An 18526-nucleotide genomic window follows, 5' to 3' on the forward strand; every position below is an offset into this window, starting at 1 on the left:
AGCCGCGGGCTGGCGGGTGTCGGACTGGTGGGGCCGGGGGGGGATTCCGGCGGCGCCCGTGGTCCGGGTGGGGGCCGCCGGGCGGGGCCGGACCACGTACTTCCGTGGTCCGGCCACGGCCCGTGACGTTGTGGTGGCTGTCTCCCGCACTGCCCCCGTGGCCGGGGGATTCACGAGGACCGTTCTGTCTCGTGGAGTTCAGACGGTGGCCGTGGCGGGGTCGCTGGTGCTGGCGGCGCCCGTCTCGACGTGCCCGGCCACGCGGCGGACGTAGGCGGTGTCGGTGCTGCTGGTGACGGTGATGTCGTACCAGCGGTTGGCGGAGGCGACGCCCCAGTTGGGGACAGTCTTGGTGGTGCCGGCGGCGAGGGCGTAGCTGTAGCTGTGGGTGGCGTCGTAGGAGTCGGTGGCGGTGAAGGTGACCGCGGCGGTGCCGGGGTTGCTGAAGGTGAGGGTGACGTGCCCGGTGGCGGGATCGTGGCGGGCGGTGACTTCGGGGCCGACCTTGCCGACGGTGCCGGCCAGGCGGCGCAGGAAGCCGTGGGGGCCGTAGGTGGTGAAGTCGTACGTCGCGGTGGCGGCGGGCAGTGACCAGGTGTCGGTCAGCGCCTTGCCGGCCTCGACGGTGTAGGGCCAGGGGCCGTCGGTGCGGTGGGCGGCGGTGACGTGGAACGCGGCGCCGGCGGTGCCGAGGTTGGTGAAGGTGAACTGCATGCGCCCGCTCACCACCTTGGTGTCGACGGCGAGGTTGTAGGGGAGTGGACGGGCGTTGCGCAGGCCGCGTTCCTGCTTGGGGAGGGAACCGGTGGCGGGTGGCTTGGGGTAGTAGGTGGTGTGGGCGTTGTGGTCGGGCGGGAGGTAGCCGGCGGTGCTGGGCAGGGCTGGGGCCGGGCCGGCCGACGTGGTGAAGTCGAAGGCGGCGGTGAGGTCTCCGCAGACGGCGCGCCGCCAGGGGGAGACGTTGGGGTTGGTGACGCCGAACCGCTTCTCGATGAACTGGATGATCGAGGTGTGGTCGAAGGTCTGCGAGCACACCCAGCCGCCGGTGCTCCACGGCGAGACGGCCAGCATCGGCACCCGGGGGCCGAGGCCGTACTGGCCCGTGGCGTAGCTGCTGTTGCCGGCGAATATCTCACCCGTGACGGGCGCGGTGGACAGGCCCTGGGCGGCGGAGGCGGGCGGGTAGGGCGCTACGACGTGGTCGAAGAAGCCGTCGTTCTCGTCGTAGGTGATCAGCAGGACGGTCTTCGCCCAGACGTCCGGGTTGGAGGTCAGCGCGTCGAGGACCTGGGAGATGTACCAGGCACCGTAGTTGGCGGGCCAGCTGGGGTGTTCGCAGAACGCCTCGGGAGCGGCGATCCACGAGACCTGGGGGAGGGTGCCGGCGGTCACGTCGGCCTTGAGACGGTCGAAGTAGCCGTCGCCGCCGTGCACGTTCGTCCCGGTCCGGGCCTTGTCGTACAGCGCGTCGCCGGGCTTGGCGGTGCGGTACTGGTTGAAGTAGAGCAGGGAGTTGTCGCCGTAGTTGCCGATGAAGGGGTCGCCGGTCCAGCCCCACCTGCCCGCGCCGTCCAGGCCGGTGCCGATGTCCTGGTAGATCTTCCAGGAGATGCCGCCCGCCTGGAGGATCTCGGGGAAGGTCTTCCAGCTGTAGCCGCTCTCCTCGTTGCCGAGGACCGGGCCGCCGCCCGTGCCGTCGTTGCCGGTGTAACCGGTGTACAGGTAGTAGCGGTTGGGGTCGGTGGCACTCATCAGCGAGCAGTGGTACGCGTCGCAGACGGTGAACGCGTCGGCCAGGGCGTAGTGGTAGGGGATGTCGTCCCGGGTGAGGTAGGCCATGGTGGCGGCGCCCTTGGCGGGGATCCAGTTGTTCCACTTGCCGCCGTTCCAGGCGCTGTGGGTGCCGGACCAGCTGTGGTCGAGGTCCTGGATGAACTGGAGGCCCAGGTTGTCGGCGTCGGGACGGAAGGGCAGCGTCACCGTTCCGGCACTGTTCGCCTGGTTCCACACCGATTTGCCGCTCGGGAGCGTCACCGGTCGGGGGTCGCCGAACCCCCGCACACCCTTCAGTGCGCCGAAGTAGTGGTCGAACGAGCGGTTCTCCTGCATCAGCACCACAACGTGCTCGACGTCCTGCAAGGTGCCCGTCCGGGTCGCGGCCGGGATCGCCGCCGCCCGCGCGATTCCGGCGGACAGTGCGGACGCGGCGGCCGTTCCGCCGGCGATCTGGAGGAACTTCCTGCGGTTCATGGCGGCCATGACGTGTTCTCCTGGGGAAGCAACGGAGTGTGTTCTACGGGGCGTCGGTCGACGTGGGAGCCGCCTCGGGGAGGCGGCCCCCACGCGTCATGCCGGGTGAGCGGTCAGGTCACCGTGCTCACTGGATCGTCCACTGCTGGGTGGCGGAGCCGGTGTTCGCCTGCTGGGTCACCGGTGCGTTGTCGGACGTGGAGGCGGTGGTGAGCAGCAGTCCGCTCTTGACGGACGTGACGGTGTACGCTCCGCTCGTCTGCTTGGTCAGGATCCAGTGCTGGTTGGTGCCGCCGGTGCAGGTCCACTGGACGACGGGGGCGCCCGCGGTGGTGGAGCCGCCGCTGACGTCGGCGCACAGACCGGACAGACCGTTGACGAGCTGGTAGGAGCCGTCCGGCTGGCGGGTGAACTGCCAGTTCTGGTTCGTTCCGCCGTTGGCGGTCCAGGTGATGAGCTGGGTGCCGGCGGCCGTGCTGTGGTTCGGGTCGTCCAGTGCCTTGCCGCCCGTCACGACGGTGTGTGTCCCGGTGAGGTCGGTGCCGGCCGGGTTGACGGTCCAGCTGAAGGTGGTCGAGCCGGCGGCCGTGCCGGAGGAGGCGGCGACCGTCACGGTCGAGGTGCCGGCTGTGGTCGGCGTGCCGGAGATCAGGCCGGAGGAGTTGACCGACAGCCCGGCGGGCAGGCCGGAGGCGGAGAACGTCAGGGTCTTGCCCAGCGAGTCGGTGGCACCGACCTGGACGGAGGCCGCGGTGCCGACGGTGCCGGTCCGGGCGCCGGGGTTGGTGACCAGAACGGTCTCGGCGGCCGTCCCGGTCGCGGTCACGGTGAGGGTCTGGTCGACCGAGGCGCGGGTTCCGCCGACGGAGTTGCCCGTGCTGTTGGTCCAGTAGCGGGCGGGCGTGGTCTCGGTGAGCCGGGTGGTGTCCGAGGACAGGCCGATCACCAGGCCGCTGTAGCGGTTGACCAGCCGGTACGTGCCGTCCTTGACGCCCGCTGCGGACCCGTTGGCGATGACGAACCACTGCTGCCCGACGGTGGGCCCGCCCGTTCCGGGCGCGGTGACGGTCGGCTTGGCCGTCCAGGCCCGGCCCGAGGTCGCCGAGGAGTCGACACCCAGGAGTTGGCCGGAGGAGGAGTTGGTGATCCGGTAGGAGCCGTCGCCGTTGGAGGTGAACGACCACGCCTCCAGGGTCGATCCGGTTCCGGCGGCCAGTGACGTGGTCGTCGAGCCGCCGGAGGTCTGGGCGAGGACTCGGCCGGATCCGTTGGCGATCTTGTAGGTCTTGGCCGGGTCGAAGGGCGCCGCGGCGGGCGTGGAGGAGTCGATGGTGATGTTGGCGTACTCGCCCGAGGAGCTCGCGCAGGCGATCGAGCAGTACGCCCGGAAGCTCTTGCCGACGATGCTGGAACTGGTCTTGTTCGCACCGTCGAGGAACCAGCGGTACCACGAGGCGTCGTGGTAGCTGCCGGTGTCGCCGATCAGGGTCCACTTCTGCGTGGAGAGGTCGGCGGTGGCGTAGAACTGCCGCGGGGCGTTGCCGCTCTGGTCGACCTGCTGCGGCTCGCCGATGTACAGCCCGAGATAGGCGTTGTAGGTCACGTCCATCACGAACAGCGGGGAGGTGGCCGGGGCCTTGCCGGCCGTGACCTGCTCGGTGACGGTACCCGTGCTCGCCGGGCTGTACTCGGACGCCGTGGGGGTGTAGCCGGTGTCGCCTGTGCCGGTGACCGGCACCAGGTTGCTCTCCTTGCCTCCCGCACCGGGCTGCGACCAGGCGCCGTCGTACCACTTCTGCCAGGTTCCCGGCGCCATCTTGCCCGCGATCGGAGCCCGCGCCACGTGCTCGTGGAACGCCTTCCACCCGCCGGACTTGTCCACGAGGCGCGAGCCGTAGTAGACGTAGAAGTACCCCGAGGCGGTGTCCACCAGGAGGCGCTGGTCACCGTCGCCGTAGTAGTAGGTCTTGTTGGGGAAGGCGGTGGTGTCGTTCCGCGTGGTGCTGTACGGGGAGGTGATGACCTTGTCCTTGATGGTCCAGGTCCTGCCCTGGTCCTTGGAGACCGCGTAGTCGATGGCGTCGAAGTGGAGACCGTCGCCGAACGGCTGCGGAGTGAACTCGTTGTGGACCAGGCCGTACCAGTCGCCGGTGTCCGGATCGACCCAGACGCCGGACAGATCGCAGTAGTTCTTCTGCGAGTAGCCCGAGCCCGCCGGGGCCGCTGACGAGGTCAGACCGGTGGGACTGTTGTTGCACCGCCAGGTGGTGTCGTTGTTCTTGTCGTTCGCGTTGGCCGGGTTGACGGCGTTGCTGATCGCGGTCGAGCGGGTGGCGGTTTCCAGGTTCGTGCCGGTGAAGAAGTCCCAGTAACGGACCTCGTTCGTGCCGTACAGCGCCGCGGACTGCTGGAAGTAGAACGTCCCGTCCTTGTCGACGTAGGTGCTGGCCGGGGTGTCGGTCGGGTGCCCGTAGGAGCCGGTCGTTCCGACGGTCACCGTGTAGCCGGGTGTGGCCGCGGCCGCGGTGGTGGCCGGCGCGGCCGCCATGCTGCCGGCCGCCGCCAGAGCCGTGGTGACGGCCGCGGCGGCGAGCCTTCTAGTGAGAGGAACTGGCATCGGTGAACTCCTTCTTCTTGACGGTCCGCCCGAGTCGGCTTCCGTGAACCGGCGCCACCTGGCATCCGGCCGGTCGCGGCCGCCCGCCTCGCAGGTCCTGCCCGCGCGCCGTTGCGGGTCGGCCGTGAGGTCGGCTGTGTCCTGGAGGCCGGCGAGAGGACCTCTCCTCCGTCCCGGCCCATCGGCCGGAGGGCGGTGCAGCGCGAGTCCGTCCTGCGGGATCGCCTGCCTGTGCGAGTGCTTGACGGGCCCGTCGGCCGCCGCATCGGGGACCGGAGGTCGACCGTCGCAGCTCTCGCGGAATCACTCATGTGAGTGACAGTCATCATGCGAGACCGCGACGGCACGGTCCATTGAAGAATCCTGACGAGAACTTGGACTTTCCGCGCTCCGTCCGCCGAGTCCTGCGCAGACCGCGGCGCGATCACCCCGCCGTGAACATCCGCGGTGTGCCGGTCACCTGCCCCGACGGGGGCGCCTCGTTCTGCTGCCGGCCTCGATGCGCAGACCTGTCACACACGGAGGACGCTGATGTTCCGGGACACGAACTGCTCGGTGATTTCGTTCGGTGCGTCGGAGTCCGTCACCAGGACCGACACCGAACTTGTCGGGCAGACCTGGGCGAACGCCTGTCCGCCCAGCTTCGAGGAGTCGGCCACGACGATCACCGTCGCGGCGCACTCGGCCAGCGCACGGTTGGCGGCGGCCTCTCCTTGGTCGTGCGTCGTCGTGCCGGAGTGTGGGTGCACGCCATCGACACCCAGTACCGCGTAGTCGAGTGAGAGTCCGCGGAGTGAGAGTGCCGCGAGAGGGCCGATCAGCTCGTAGGAGTTGCTCCTGGCGATCCCGCCGGTGACCACGAGTTTGATCTGCGGGCGGATCGCGAGTTCGACGGCGATGTTGATCGCGTTGGTGACGACGGTCAGTGCCGGGGCCCCTGGTTCATCGGCGAGGCCGGATCGGACCGACAGTTCGCGGGCCACCTCGGACGTCGTGCTGCCGCCGTTGATCCCGACGGTCGAGCCGCGCGGAATCAGATCGGCCGCGGCCTTGGCGATGCGCTGTTTCTCGCCCGCCCGGCGGGCCGTCCGGTAGCTCAGCGGCAGGGCGTGGGTGACGGCACTGAGCGCCGCGCCTCCGTGCGTTCGGGTCAGGAGCATCTGCCGGGCCAGAGCGTCCAGGTCCCGGCGGATGGTCGTAGTGGAACAGTCCAGCAGCTCGGCGGCCTCGGCGATGTCCAGGCTGCCCCTTTCGCCGAGGACGTCCAGCAGTCTGGTCCACCGGTCGTGTGCACCCATCGATTCTCTCCTTGCCCGGCCCGAGGATTTTCGGGTACGAGGCTTCGTATCCGCGCGGGCCCCGCCGGTCGGACCGGTCAGCTCCGCTCTCTTTCGGGTGGACGGTCAGTTGATGGTCCAGCGCTGCTGCCGGGCGGAGCCGGTGTCCTCCTCCTGGGCGACCGGGGCGCGGGCGGAGGCAGTCGGCAGCCGCGAGCGGTGGAGTGCCGGGGAACGGTCGGTGTCCACCATGGGCGGGTTGTCCGGCTTCGGCACGGACTCGCTCCAGCCGCCGGGCACGGTTCGGCGCTGCTCCTTGCGGAACCGGACCGGAGAGACTCCGACGCGTTTGGTGAACATGCGACTGAAGTAGGCGGCGTCAGTGTGGCCCACACGGGCGGCGACGCCGTGGACCGGTAGTTCGGTGGTCGCCAGGAGCTCCTTGGCGACGTCGAGTCGGACCGTGATCAGGTACTCCTTCAGGCTGACGCCTGTGCTGCGACGCACCACATCCCGCAGGACCGGCAGGGCGATGCCGCAACGCGCGGCGTGGTCCTCGACGCTGATGGGAAGCAGTGCGTTTCGGGCGAGGCTCCTCAGCAGTGGATCACCTTCGTGCGTGACGTCCGTTCGTGCATGCCAGAGGGCGATGAGCACGTCATGCACGGCGGCGGACGCTTCGACCTGGAACAACGGACTGGCGCCGCGGGCGGCTCGGACGATGCGGCTGACGGCGTCGTTGATCCGGCCGGTGGCGCTGAGCGGAACCGGTGCATCGTCAGGTGAGAACAGCCCCAGCTCCGCGTACGCGGCGACGGCCGAACCGGAGAAGCCCACGAACGACTCCACCCAGCCGGTCTCCGGGTTCGGTGCGTAGTGGTGTTCGACGCCGGGACGCAGCCAGAGCAGCGCCGGGCCGAGCACCTGGTGGCGGGGGCCGCCGTTGCTGGAGAACCATCCCCGCCCCGAGGAGATGACGACGGCCACATGGTGATCCAGGGTGCGCGGCCCGACGGCGGGTAGCGGTCCGCGTTGCAGGCCGACCCCGAGGCAGACCAGCCCGAGCTTCCAGTGCACGTCAGCTGCGCTGAAGTAGCGCATCCAGGTCTGGTACCGCACTCCGTTTACACCCCTCCAATCCAGCGTGATCAATGGCGCGCTGTCGTCGACCAAGCGGACCTTCCTCTGGTTCCGCGATGTTCCGCAGCGCACCGTTGACGACAGGGCCTCCCGTCGCTCGTACGGGTTCGTACCCGTGAGGTGTTCAGGAGGCCCTGTCCGGCCCGGCTGGACCGTCACTCGCGCGGGTCGGCCGCCGACGCCTGTGAGGAGTGCCGGGCGGACCGGCCGTCAGGACGCGAGTGCCGTGATCCGTGGTCCGCCGGGTGTCAGCCGATCGTCCAGCGCTGCAGGGCGGAGTCGGTGTCGGCCTGCTGGGTGGCGAGGGCCCCGTTGGCGGTGGAGGCGGTGGTCAGCAGGAGTCCGCCGTTCTTGGAGGCGATCTTGTACCCACCGCTGCTGGCGGGTGCGACGGTCCAGCGCTGGGAGGTGGTGCCGGTGCAGGTCGACTGGATCACCTTGGCGCCGGCGGTGGTCGAACTACCGCTGACGTCCATGCACAGCTTCGACTCGCCGTTGACGATCTGGTAGGAGCTGTCCGTCTGCTGGGTGAAGACCCACTTCTGGTTGGGTCCCCCGTTGGGGCTGTAGGTGATGAGCTGGGTGCCCGTGGCGGTGGAGTGGTTGGGGTCGTCGAGGGCCTTGCCGGAGGTGACGAGCGTGTGGGGTCCGTTGAGCGAGGTGTCGGGGGTGCTCTTGAAGGCCGCCGTTCCGTTGGGGGTGCCGAGGCCGGTCGGGCCGTCGTACCCGATGGCGGCCGTGCACAGGTAGGTCGGCGTGCAGGTACCGGTCGAGCCGCTGGTCACGTCGTTGAGCGAGCTGGTGTGCGCGTACGGGAAGGACGCCGGGACGGAGGCCTCGGGCGGGGTGCCGGCCAGTGCGTAGACGGCCGCGATGATAGGCGCCGACGTGCTGGTGCCGCCGTATCGCGTCCAGCCGATTGCGTTGCCGTAGGTCTGGTAGATCGCGACGCCGGTGGCGGGGTCGCCGACCGCGGAGACGTCCGAGACGGTGCGCTTGGAGCAGCCGGTGTCCTTCTGCCAGCTGGGCTTGGCACTGTACGTCGAGCAGCCAGAGCCGGCGCCAATGGTCGAGCTGGTGGACCAGACGGTCTCGGACCAGCCACGGGCGCTGGTGTCCTTCTTGAGCGCGGTACCGCCGACCGCGGTGACGTACTGGGAGGTCGCCGGGTACCCGGTGCGGTACCCGCTGTCGCCGGACGACGCGGTGATCGCGACGCCCGGGTGGTTGAAGTACTCGGCGTCGTAGGTGCTGTCGGAGGACGACTCCGGGGCGATGTAGCTGTTGGAGACGAACTTGGCGCCCAGGCTGACCGCCTTGTTCACGGCGGTGCCGAGGTCGGCCAGGTTGGCGGTTTTGGCCTCGACCAGAATGATCTTCGCCTTGGGGGCGATGGCCGAGACCATTTCGAGGTCGAGCGATATCTCGTCGGCCCACTGGATGTTGTAGGCCGGCAGGTCGGTGGTGCTGCCGGTCTGACTGATCTTGCTGAGGCAGCCGTTGACCGTGGTGCAGGCGGGCAGCCCGTAGTAGTCGCGGTAGACGGCCAGGTCGGACTCGGCGGTCGGGGAGTCGTAGGCGTCCACGATGGCGATGGTCATTCCCTCACCCCCGTCGGTGGGGAGGTTGTACGCGCTGAGCAGGTCGCTCGGGGTGAGGCCGGGGTGGGTGGCGGCCGCGGCGCTGTCGAGCTGCTGGGCGGGCTGCGCGGGGGTGATCACCCGCAGGGCGTTGCAGGCCACGGTGTCGCCCTTGGCGAGGGTGTCGCAGGCCCTGACCCAGGAGGTGCCGTTCTTGGAATAGACGTGCGGTGCCGGGGTGGTGGTCGCGTCGGCGGGGGAGACCGACACGAGGCCCGAGAGTGCGAGGGCTGCGCTGCCGGCGACGGCGACGCGGCGGACTGTTGCGCTGGGGGTACGCAAGGAAGTGCCTCCTACGGCTGGGGGAGAACGATGTGGTGCCTGCGGGGAGCCGGCGGCCGAGTGCGGCAGGACGCGGGAAGGCGCGGGGCATCGAGTGTTGCGCTGCACCCGGCGGATGTGGGGATCCCGATTGTGGTGACCGAGGCTAGCGTGCCGTGCACATGCCCAGAAGGACTGAGCCGAGAAGTCCAAGTCGCCCCCGAAAAAGACAGCTGACTGCCAGTCGAGGCACAGTGCCCAGGTGTCGAACCCGAAGGGCGTCGTACTGTGGCGACCGCTGCCTCCGGCATCAACTCACCGGTGCGGCCCGCGACCTCGTCCGTATCGGAGCCCACCGCACCCGGCACAGCACGAGTCGGCACCCGGACCAGCTACTTCGCAGTGTCTGCCCCGACGAGAGTTGGGACGGAGGTCAGGAAGAGGCCCGTGTCCGGGGTGCGAGCCGGACCGGTCTGACCAGATCGATCCCGTACTCGGTCTTGGCGCTGTGGATGGTGACGGGGTCGGTCAGTAGTCGATGATGAGCGCGGCGACGAGGGAGCTTTTGCTGTCGACGAGGATGGCCGGGCCTGCGCTGCGGGATGTCGCGTAGGTGAGGGCCTGCTTGCTGCCGGGGTTGTTGGCCAGGTGGTCGTGATCTGTTCCGGGGTGGTGCCTTTGCCGCCCTTGAAGAGGACTTCGTGGCCGCAGGTGGCCGTGGTCCTGTTCGCCAGGCTTGTCCGGCTGCAGGTGCGGGCCTGCTGGATGTCGGTGTCCCTGGGGCGTACCTCGGCCAGCCCGAGCGCGCGGCGCCGTTCGTTGAGCAGGGCCGGCAGCTTCGACTCGTCGGCCGACAGGCCGGTCGGTGTGGGTGTCGCTGTGGGCGCCGGGGACCTGGTGGCGGGGGTCGGCGTCGTCAGGGTTGCCGATGGCGAAGGCGGTTGCGGGGGTGGCACGGGTGGTTCGGTGGTGCTGGTCGGCGGTGCCGAGCGGGGCGTGAACCCACGGCTGGGCGATCCCGAGTTCCCGAGGTCCGGATCGGTGCCCCCGGCCCCGGACGAGCCCCGGCGCCGGACGAGACCCGGCCCCGGGCGCGGTGGAAGTCCGCGTCCGGGGCCGGGGCGATGGGTGTCGAGAGGCTCGGTCCTACGCCTTCGGGGTGGTGGTTAGTTGATGGTCCAGCGCTGGAGTGCGGTGTCGGTGTCCGCCTGCTGGGTGACGAGGGCTCCGTTGGTGGTGGAGGCGGTGGTGAGGAGGAGTCCGCTGCTCTTGGAGGCGATTTTGTAGCCGCCGCTGGTGGCGGGGGTTACGGTCCAGCGCTGGTTGGTGCCGGTGGTGCAGGTCCACTGGATGATGGCGGTGCCGGCGGTGGTGGATCCGCCGTTGACGTCCATGCAGAGGCCGGATTCGGCGTTGGCGATGCGGTAGGTGCCGTCGGTCTGCTGGGTGAAGACCCACTTCTGGTTGGTGCCGGTGCCGGGGGTGTAGGTGATGAGCTGGGTGCCGTTGCTGGTGGAGTGCCCGGGGTTGTCGAGGGCCTTGCCGGAGGCAACGACGGTGTGGGTGCCGTCGAGTGCTGCGGTGACGGTCCAGGTGAAGGTGGTGCTGCCGGAGGTGGTTCCGGCGGTGGCGGTGACGGTGACGTTCGAGGCGCCGGCGGTGGTGGGGGTACCGGTGATCAGGCCGGTCGTGGCGTTGATCGTCAGGCCGGCCGGCAGACCGCTCGCACTGTAGGACAGAGTGCCGCCGGAGGTGCTGGCGGCGGTGATCTGGAGCGACGTGGCGGTGTTGACCTTGGTGGACGGGGTACCGGGGTCGTTGACCGTGATGATCGCGGGCGCCGTGCCGGTCTGGGTGAGGGTCAGGGTCTGCTCGGCCGCTCCGCGGGTCCCGCCGACCGAGCTGGTCGTCGCGTTGGTCCAGGTGCGGGTCGGCGTGGTCTCCGCGGGCCGGGCGGTGTCCGTGGACAGTCCGATCACCAGGCCGCTGTAACGGTTCACCAGGCGGTAGGTACCGGAGGCGGACCCGTTGCTCGCGGAGGTTCCGGGGATGACGAACCACTGCTGCCCGGTGGCGGGGCCGCTCGCACCGGCAGCGGTGACGATCGGCTTGGCACCCCAGGCACGGCCCGCGGTCGACGAGGCGTCGACGCCGAGCAGCTTCCCGGTCGAGGCGTTGGTGATCCGGTAGGAGCCGTCGCCGTTGGTGGTGAACACCCAGGACTGCAGTGCGGAGGTGGTGGCCGTGGCCACCGAGGTGGTGGCGGAGCTGCCGGAGACCTGGGAGAGGATCTGGCCGTTGCCGCTGGAGATCCGGTAGGCCTTGGTCGGGTCGACCAGGGCAGGGGCGGGCGCGGACGAGCCGATGCTCACGTCCACGTAGTCACCGGACGCGCCGCCCGCGCAGCCGAAGGCGCAGTAGGTGCGGAAGTTCTTGCCGACGATGGTGGAGCTGGTGCGGTTCGCGCTGTCGAGGAACCAGCGGTACCAGGAGGCGGTGTGGTAGCTGCCGCTGTTGCCGATCGGGTACCACTTCTGGGTGGCCAGGTTGTCGGTGGCGTAGTACTGCTGGGAGGCGTTCCCGCTCTGGTCCACGCCCTGGGGCTCGCCGATGTACAGGCCCAGGTACGCGTTGTAGGTGATGTCCATGACGAACAGCGGCGAGGTGGCCGGCATCTTGCCCGCCGCGATCTGCTCGTCCGAGGTGCCGGTGTTCGCCGGGTTGTACTCGCCCGCAGCCGGGGTGTAACCGGTGGTGCTGGAGGCGCTGACCGGCACCATGTTGCTTTCCTTGCCGCCGACCCCGGCCTGGGACCAGGCGCCGTCGTACCACTTCTGCCAGCTGGAGGGCGCCATCTTGCCGGAGATCGGCGCGCGGGCCACGTGCTCGTGGAAGGCCTTCCAGCCCGCGCTCTTGTCGAGGACGCGCGAGCCGTAGAAGGCGTAGAAGTAGCCGGAGGCCGTGTCGACGAACAGGCGCTGGTCGCCGTCGCCGTAGTAGTAGGTCTCGTTGGGGAAGGCGGCGGTGTCCCCGCGGGTCGTGCTGTACGGCGAGGTGATCACGTGGTCCTTGATGGTCCACGTGCGGCCCTGGTCGGTGGAGACCGCGCGATCGATGGCATCGAAGTGGAGGCCGTCGTTGAAGGGCTGGGGCGTGAACTCGTTGTGCACCAGGCCGTACCAGTCACCGGTGTCCGGGTCGACCCAGATCCCCGACAGATCGCAGAAGTTCTTCTGCGAGTAGCTGGTGCTGCCGACGGCGAGGCTCGACGTGAGGCCGGTCGGGCTGTTGTTGCACCGCCAGGTCGTGTCGTTGTTCTTGTCGTTGGCGTTGGCCGGGTTCACCGCGTCGCTGATGGTGCTCGACCGGGAGGCGGTGTCGAAGTCGGTCCCGGTGAAGAAGTCCCAGTACCGGCCCTGGGTGGTGCCGTACAGGGCGGCCGATTGCTGGAAGTAGAACGTGCCGTCCTTGTCGATGTACGGGACGGCGGGGGTGTCCGTCGGGTGCGTGTACGTGACGGGCGAACCGACGGTGATCGTGTAGCTGGCACTGTCGGGGGCTGCTGCTATTGCGGGCTGGGTCGCTGCGCCGCCCAGGGCGAGGAGGGTGGCGGTCAGGGCGGCGGCGAGGGTTCTGCGCGGCGGGGATGACACGAGATCTCCTTGGGGGACAACGCGCTGGTGGGTGGGGGGAGGGCTGATCGGGTCGGTGCTGACGGTCCCGGGCGGGCCGGCGGGGGAGACGGTCGGCCTGGGACTGCCGTTCGAGACCCCACGAGGATTGCCTGGGCCCCTGCCGGTCTGGCGGCGGGGTGGCTGCGATCAGAACGGGGAGGGGTCGGCCGACTGTGTGGGCCGGACGTCGGCGATGGCCGGTGGTCCGAGAAGTCGCTCGGTGCAACGGATCTGCCAGAAGTTGCTCGTAAGCATGATGTTTAGAACAACTGCGCCCAAACGGTGCCAGGGGATGTCGCGACTGTCAAGGGCCTGCCGGGCGATCGTGAGGTGGTGGTTGATTCGTTCCCAGGGCGGGGTGCCGGCGGGGGTCCAAGGCCGTGGAGCCAGTTGGCGTGTCCCGGCGGAACCGGCGGCCCGCCCTCAAGGCAGGTTCGGCATCCCGCTCGCAATCCATGCAGTCTCCTGGTTGAAAATGTTGACAATTGGGCAAATTCGAGCAAGATTCAGCATCTGGCTCAGGCCTTCAGGCGATCCGCGCACCCTTCCGCGGGACTTCGGCGCCACTCGGGCCGTCGGTGGCCGGCCCCCGACCTCCCTCCGGGAGGCAGCGCGGCGGAGGTGCCGCTGGGCCCACCTCAGAACCCGCCCCCACGATGTCGAAGGAACGCTCCCTTGACCGGATCCGTGTCCGCCCGCCTGCTGCCCCTCGCCGTCTCCCTGTCCCTCCTTGCCGGTACCGCGGCCTGCGGGGCCGCGGACACCGGCAGCACTCCCCCCACCTCGCTCTCCTTCTGGGGCTGGGCGCCGGGATACGAGGAGGCCGTCGCCCGCTTCAATGCCACGCACCGCGACATTCGCGTCAACTACGAGAAGATCGCCCCGGGAAGCCAGGGGGGCTACGACCGGATCCTCGCGGCCGCCAAGGCCGGGACCGCGCCCTGCCTCGCGCAGATCGGCTACGAGTCCGTGGCGAGCTTCGCCGTCGAAGGCGTCCTGCGTCCGCTCGGTCAGGACATCCTCGGCCTACGGGTCTACTACAACGACGATGCCTGGTGGCAGGCCGGCGTCGGCGGCGAGATCTACGGGATCCCGGTAGACGTCGCCCCGATGGCGCTGTTCTACCGCACCGACGTCTTCGCCCGGTACGGGCTGAGACCCGAGGCCACCTGGGAGGGCCTCGCCACCGATGCGGCCGGACTCCAGAAGGCGGCCCCCGCTGTGAGGTTCACCGCCTTCACCCCCGACGATCCGTGGTGGTTCACCGGTCTCGCCGCACAGGCCGGCGGCAGCTGGTTCGACGTCAAGGCCAAGGCATGGAAGATCAATGTCGACGAGCCGGGCACCACCGCGGTCACCCGCTACTGGCAGACCCTGATCGACAAGGGGCAGGCCAAGGTCGAGCCCGGATTCAGCGACGAGTTCTTCCGGGATCTGGAGAACGGGACGATCGCCGCCCTTCCCGAGCCCGCCTGGTTCGCGTCCCTCCTGGAACAGAAGGCACCGGGGGCCGCCGGGAAGTGGGCCATCGCGCCACTTCCCCGATGGGCTTCGGGCGGGGCGTCCTCGAGTTTCGTCGGCGGCTCGGCGACATCCGTCACCGCGGGCTGCCCGGCTCCCCACCAGGCGGTGGAGTTCGCCCACTGGCTCAGCAGTGACCGCGGATCCCTGGAGATTCTGGTCGACCGAGCAGGACTCTTCCCGGCCGCCGTCACCGCCGACAGCGTTCCTGCGCTGAGGCGACCCTCGCCCTACTTCGGCGACCAGGTGGTCGCCGAAGCCTTCCGGTCGCAGCAGATGCCCGTGAACTGGATCTGGGGGCCGGCCATGAACGAGACCTCCAAGGCGTTGAGCAAGGAGTTCACCCAGGCCCTGGCCGGGCACACGCCCCTGCGGTCCGCCCTCGAACGGGTGGAGGCGCAGGCCGCTGCCGCCATGCGGGCCAAGGGCATCGACACCACCGGTGGCTGATCTCCGGACAGGGCCTCCCGGCCGGTTCGGACGGTGTGTCCGTGTCGGCCGGGAGGCCCTGTGAGAGTCCTTCGGCTCCGGTGGGCCGAGCTCGGGAGCGGAGCGGTCCGGGGCCCTGTGTGGTCCGGTGTCAGTGCCTGCGGTGCGTGCGGCGCTTGCGCAGGACGAACACGGCGCTGCCGCCGACGGCGATGAGGGCGGCGCCGATGCCGATGCCGGTGCCTGTTCCGCTGCCGCCGGTGCTGGCGAGCGAACCGGCGCCGGTGGGAGTGGTGGAGGGCGTCCCGCCGACTGTCGCGGTGGAGCCGATGACCGCGTGGTCGTCCGGCTGGTCCTGATGGTTCGACGGGCTCGGCACCGGCGGAGCGGTGTCGGAGGGCCGTGTCGCGGTGCTCGGTGCGTGGGTGGGGGTCGGGCCCGGAGTGGTGGGCTTCTCGGTCGGCCGGGCGCTGGCGGCCGGACCGAGCTGAACGCGGACGTCGGCGCCCGAGGCGGTGGCCTGAGCCACCTTGATCGACAGCTGCGCGGAGTCGTCGGCGAACTCGGTGCCGGCCGTGGTGAACGATCCGGTGGCGGTCTTGTCGTCGTGCTTGACGTTGCTGATCATGACCGCCTTGTCGTAGCGGCCTCCCGGGACCCGGTAGACGTTCACGCCCTGGGCGATGTTGCGGTCCGCGGTGGCGGGGTCGGCTGTGCGGAACTCGACGACCACGCGGTCCCCGCCGGCGCCGAGCGGGAGGTCGACCGCACGCACTCCCGAGGCCCCGGGCGCGTGCAGCGGGGTGAGGTGCACGGTGGTGGTGGCTGAGGGGGTGGTGACCTGCTGGGTGGTGAGCCACTTCTGGGAGAGCAGTTCGGGTGCGCTCAGGCCCTTCTTCTCGCCTCCTCCGCCCATCGGGGTGCGGTCGCTGTAGCCGTCCGCGGTGCAGGTCGTGAAGCTGCCGGCCGTGCACACCCGGCGCTCCTGGTGGGCGAGCCCGAGGTTGTGGCCGGCCTCGTGGACGACGGCGGCCTTGTCGGCCACGGCACCTTCGTGGAACCAGGTGTTGGGGCCGGGCATCGAGCCGAGCCCCCACCAGTCGGCGCAGAAGTTGCTGTGGAAGACGACCGAGATGTGGTCGAACGCCACGTCGGGGATCGCCTGGCGGGCGAGTTCGTTCATCTTCTTGGTGTCGCAGGCGGCGGAGTCGTCCATGTCGATGGTGAACGGTCCGAAGACGCCGTCGCCCTTGGCCGGGACGATGCTCATCCGGTTCCCGGAGTTCTGGGCGTAGTACGTGGCGAGGGAGTCGCCGGCGCCGAAGAAGTTCTGCAGGGCCTGGTCGTGGGCCTTCTGCGGATCGGCCAGCGCGAGGTTGCGGAAGTTGACGAGCACCACGGCGCGGTGGTCGACGGTCTGCGGCGCGGGTTCGGCGGTGGCCGGCGCCGCGAGCAGGGCCGACCCGACGGTCAGCGCGCAGGCGGTGGCTGCGCCGAGCAGCACGAAGGCCTTCGCGGCGGTGGCCCGGGTGTCCGGGCCGCCGACGGTGGGCCGGGCCGATATGGGACGGAGTGCCATGGGGGAGTCCTTGGTGGGGTCGGAGGTGATGCGAGCCGAGGGCTTGTGCGGTGCGGTTCGCTACAGCCCGGCCCTTGGGGTCGCAACGCTTGCCCTGTGCGGCTCGGGTGAGGATCTGTCGGGACCGGGCCGGGCGCCGCGTGGGGCCGTGGACTGTGCCAGGGCTGCGGGATCCGGCTACGGCGACGCCCGACTCGGTGAAGAGGGGTTCGCACCGGAGACGCAGTCGCCGTACCGGCGGCCTTGGGCGTCATGAGGGCAAGCGCACAGAGTGCCGCCGGGCCGGGGTGTGCGGGTCCGGCGGCGTGAAGCGTGCATCAACCTAACATCAGATGCATGAAACTGGTCGAGGAATGCTACCTGCGAGCAGATTTGAACATCTTCGTTCAGGTTACGCAGTACTCACAGCCCGGGGTCGCCGACCGAGCGGGCGTCAGACGGATCAGGAGGCGTCGTCCTCCGGTTCCGGCCTGACCGGAACGTCGGACGGGTCCTGGAAGATGCCTGCGAGCGCGAGCTGCGCGCCGCCCCGCGCGGCGTTGGAGAGGCCGAGTGCCGATGCGGTCACGATCACCCGTGCGGCGGTGGGGGTGATCCTGCGGTCGTCGAGGATCTGCTGCGCGGTGTCCACCAGGTAGCGGCCGAAGACGGCGAAGTAGCCGCCGAGGACGATTCTGGGCGGGTTGAGGACATCGGCCAGGATGCCGAGGCCGAGGGCCAGGTCGTCGGCGACGGTGGCGAGTGCGGCGAGGGTGCGCGGTTCCCCGGCGTCGGCGCGGTCGAGCAGGTCGCCGAGCCGTTCGGCCAGGTCGACGGAGAGGTCGTGGACCCGGTCGGAGGGGTCTGCGGCGGCGTCGAGGAAGGCCTGGAGTCCGACGGCGACCTCCCAGCAGCCGGTCCGCCCGCAGGGGCAGGGGCGGTCGAGCCGGTCGAGCTTCATGTGCCCGATCTCCGAGCCGCGGAGCAGTTTGCCGCCGGAGATGCTGGCGCCGCCGACGCCGATTCCGCCGGTGACGTAGACGAGTTCGCGGACGTCGGGGCTGGGGGAGGCGAGGTACTCGGCGAGGGCGCCGGACTCGGCGTCGTTCTCGACCAGGACGGGCGGGGCGTCCCGCCCGAGCCGCGTACGCAACTCCTGGGCCGCCTTCACTCCGCGCCAGCCGAAGTTGGTGGCGACGGCGACGGTTCCGGAGGCGGCGTCGACGGATCCCTGGGTGACGAGGGTGACTCCGATCGCGTACATGTCCCGCTCGGCCACCGTGCTCAGGCAGTCCGCGACGAGGTCCGCGACCTCGCGCAGGGCGGCCTGCGGGGTCAGTGCGGGGATGTCGAGCGCGCGGCGGTCCTCGTGGATGATCGTGCCGCGCAGATCGAGGACGAGGACGGTGATGTGGTCGGCGCCGATCTCGGCGCCGACGCCACAGATCCAGCGGCCGTCGAGTTCGACCATGCGGTGCGGGCGACCGATCGAGCCGGCGCGGTCGAGCTCGCCTTCGCGGACCAGGCCGCGCTCTATCAGGTCGGCGACCAGGACCGACACCGTGGCCTTGGGCAGGCCGGCCGCGGTGGCGAGTTGGGTGCGGGACTGCGGGCCGCTGTCGCGCAGATGCCGCAGCATCACGCCCAGGTTGGTGCGCCGCAGCGAGGCCTTGTCCGCCGCCTCGGGGTAGCCCGCCATGATGCCGGCGGCCCCTCCGGTCGCGACTGGGGCCGTGCCCAGGCGGGTGCGGCCGTTCGTGCCGGCGCCCGCGCCGGTGGTGCCGCGCTGTCCTGGCCGCACGTCGTCTCCTCGTTCCGTTCCGGTCCCTGCGTGCAGGCACCGCTGATCTTGGCCATGTTAGTTGATGCACCGTTCGAAGAAAGTGCCCTCCGCAGACAGGATGGCGGGATCTTTGTTCCGTTATGTCTGCTATGCGGTGCAGTTGGATCTGTTTGTATAACGTTCCGGCCAGGCTCTTGACACTGTCTTTCTTAATTAACACACTAGCCGAACTAACCCGCAGTGTTCGGCGGGCCCCCACCACCGCGCCCGGACCCAGTCCGCTTCGCGCGGTAGGCAGAGATGAGGACCTCCCCATGAAGTCGCGCCCGTTCAGAGCGGCCACCCTCGCCATGGCAGTCACCTCGCTGGCGGCCGT

The 18526-nt window shown here is 69.9% G+C and carries 9 protein-coding genes; 1 reads left to right on the forward strand and 8 read right to left on the reverse strand.

Annotated features, from left to right (window positions below; all coding sequences use genetic code 11):
- Positions 1-198 precede the first annotated feature (198 nt).
- The 6 genes from ACFTWP_RS38800 to ACFTWP_RS38825 form a co-directional block, all read right to left on the reverse strand.
- The gene (locus ACFTWP_RS38800; RefSeq protein ID WP_380269874.1) at positions 199-2259 is read right to left on the reverse strand and encodes a phosphocholine-specific phospholipase C; all 2061 of its coding nucleotides are present in this window, start codon (positions 2257-2259) and stop codon (positions 199-201) included.
- Between the two features lie 118 nt (positions 2260-2377).
- Complete coding sequence (locus tag ACFTWP_RS38805; RefSeq protein ID WP_380269875.1) at positions 2378-4867, reverse strand: RICIN domain-containing protein; 2490 nt, start codon at positions 4865-4867, stop codon at positions 2378-2380.
- A 512-nt stretch (positions 4868-5379) separates the two neighbouring features.
- Positions 5380-6165 (reverse strand): DeoR/GlpR family DNA-binding transcription regulator, encoded by a 786-nt coding sequence (locus ACFTWP_RS38810; protein WP_380269876.1) that lies wholly within the window; start codon positions 6163-6165, stop codon positions 5380-5382.
- Between the two features lie 105 nt (positions 6166-6270).
- A complete protein-coding gene (locus tag ACFTWP_RS38815; protein ID WP_380269882.1) occupies positions 6271-7245 on the reverse strand; it encodes a helix-turn-helix domain-containing protein in 975 nt (324 codons plus the stop codon).
- 287 nt (positions 7246-7532) lie between these two features.
- Positions 7533-9206, reverse strand: coding sequence for an RICIN domain-containing protein (locus tag ACFTWP_RS38820; protein WP_380269877.1), 1674 nt, complete (start codon positions 9204-9206; stop codon positions 7533-7535).
- 1145 nt (positions 9207-10351) lie between these two features.
- Positions 10352-12838: an RICIN domain-containing protein gene (locus tag ACFTWP_RS38825; RefSeq protein WP_380269878.1), complete on the reverse strand. Its 2487-nt coding sequence runs from the start codon at positions 12836-12838 to the stop codon at positions 10352-10354.
- A gap of 696 nt (positions 12839-13534) precedes the next feature.
- On the opposite strand from ACFTWP_RS38825, the gene ACFTWP_RS38830 reads away from it, so the two are divergent.
- Positions 13535-14830: an ABC transporter substrate-binding protein gene (locus ACFTWP_RS38830; protein WP_380269879.1), complete on the forward strand. Its 1296-nt coding sequence runs from the start codon at positions 13535-13537 to the stop codon at positions 14828-14830.
- A gap of 130 nt (positions 14831-14960) precedes the next feature.
- On the opposite strand, the gene ACFTWP_RS38835 is transcribed toward ACFTWP_RS38830, so the two are convergent.
- On the reverse strand, positions 14961-16388 hold the full coding sequence (locus ACFTWP_RS38835; protein WP_380269880.1) for an LPXTG cell wall anchor domain-containing protein: 1428 nt from the start codon (positions 16386-16388) through the stop codon (positions 14961-14963).
- Between the two features lie 442 nt (positions 16389-16830).
- On the reverse strand, positions 16831-18168 hold the full coding sequence (locus tag ACFTWP_RS38840) for an ROK family protein (protein WP_380269881.1): 1338 nt from the start codon (positions 18166-18168) through the stop codon (positions 16831-16833).
- Positions 18169-18526 lie beyond the last annotated feature (358 nt).

Source organism: Kitasatospora sp. NPDC057015 (assembly GCF_042673745.1).
Taxonomy (GTDB): Bacteria; Actinomycetota; Actinomycetes; order Streptomycetales; family Streptomycetaceae; genus Kitasatospora.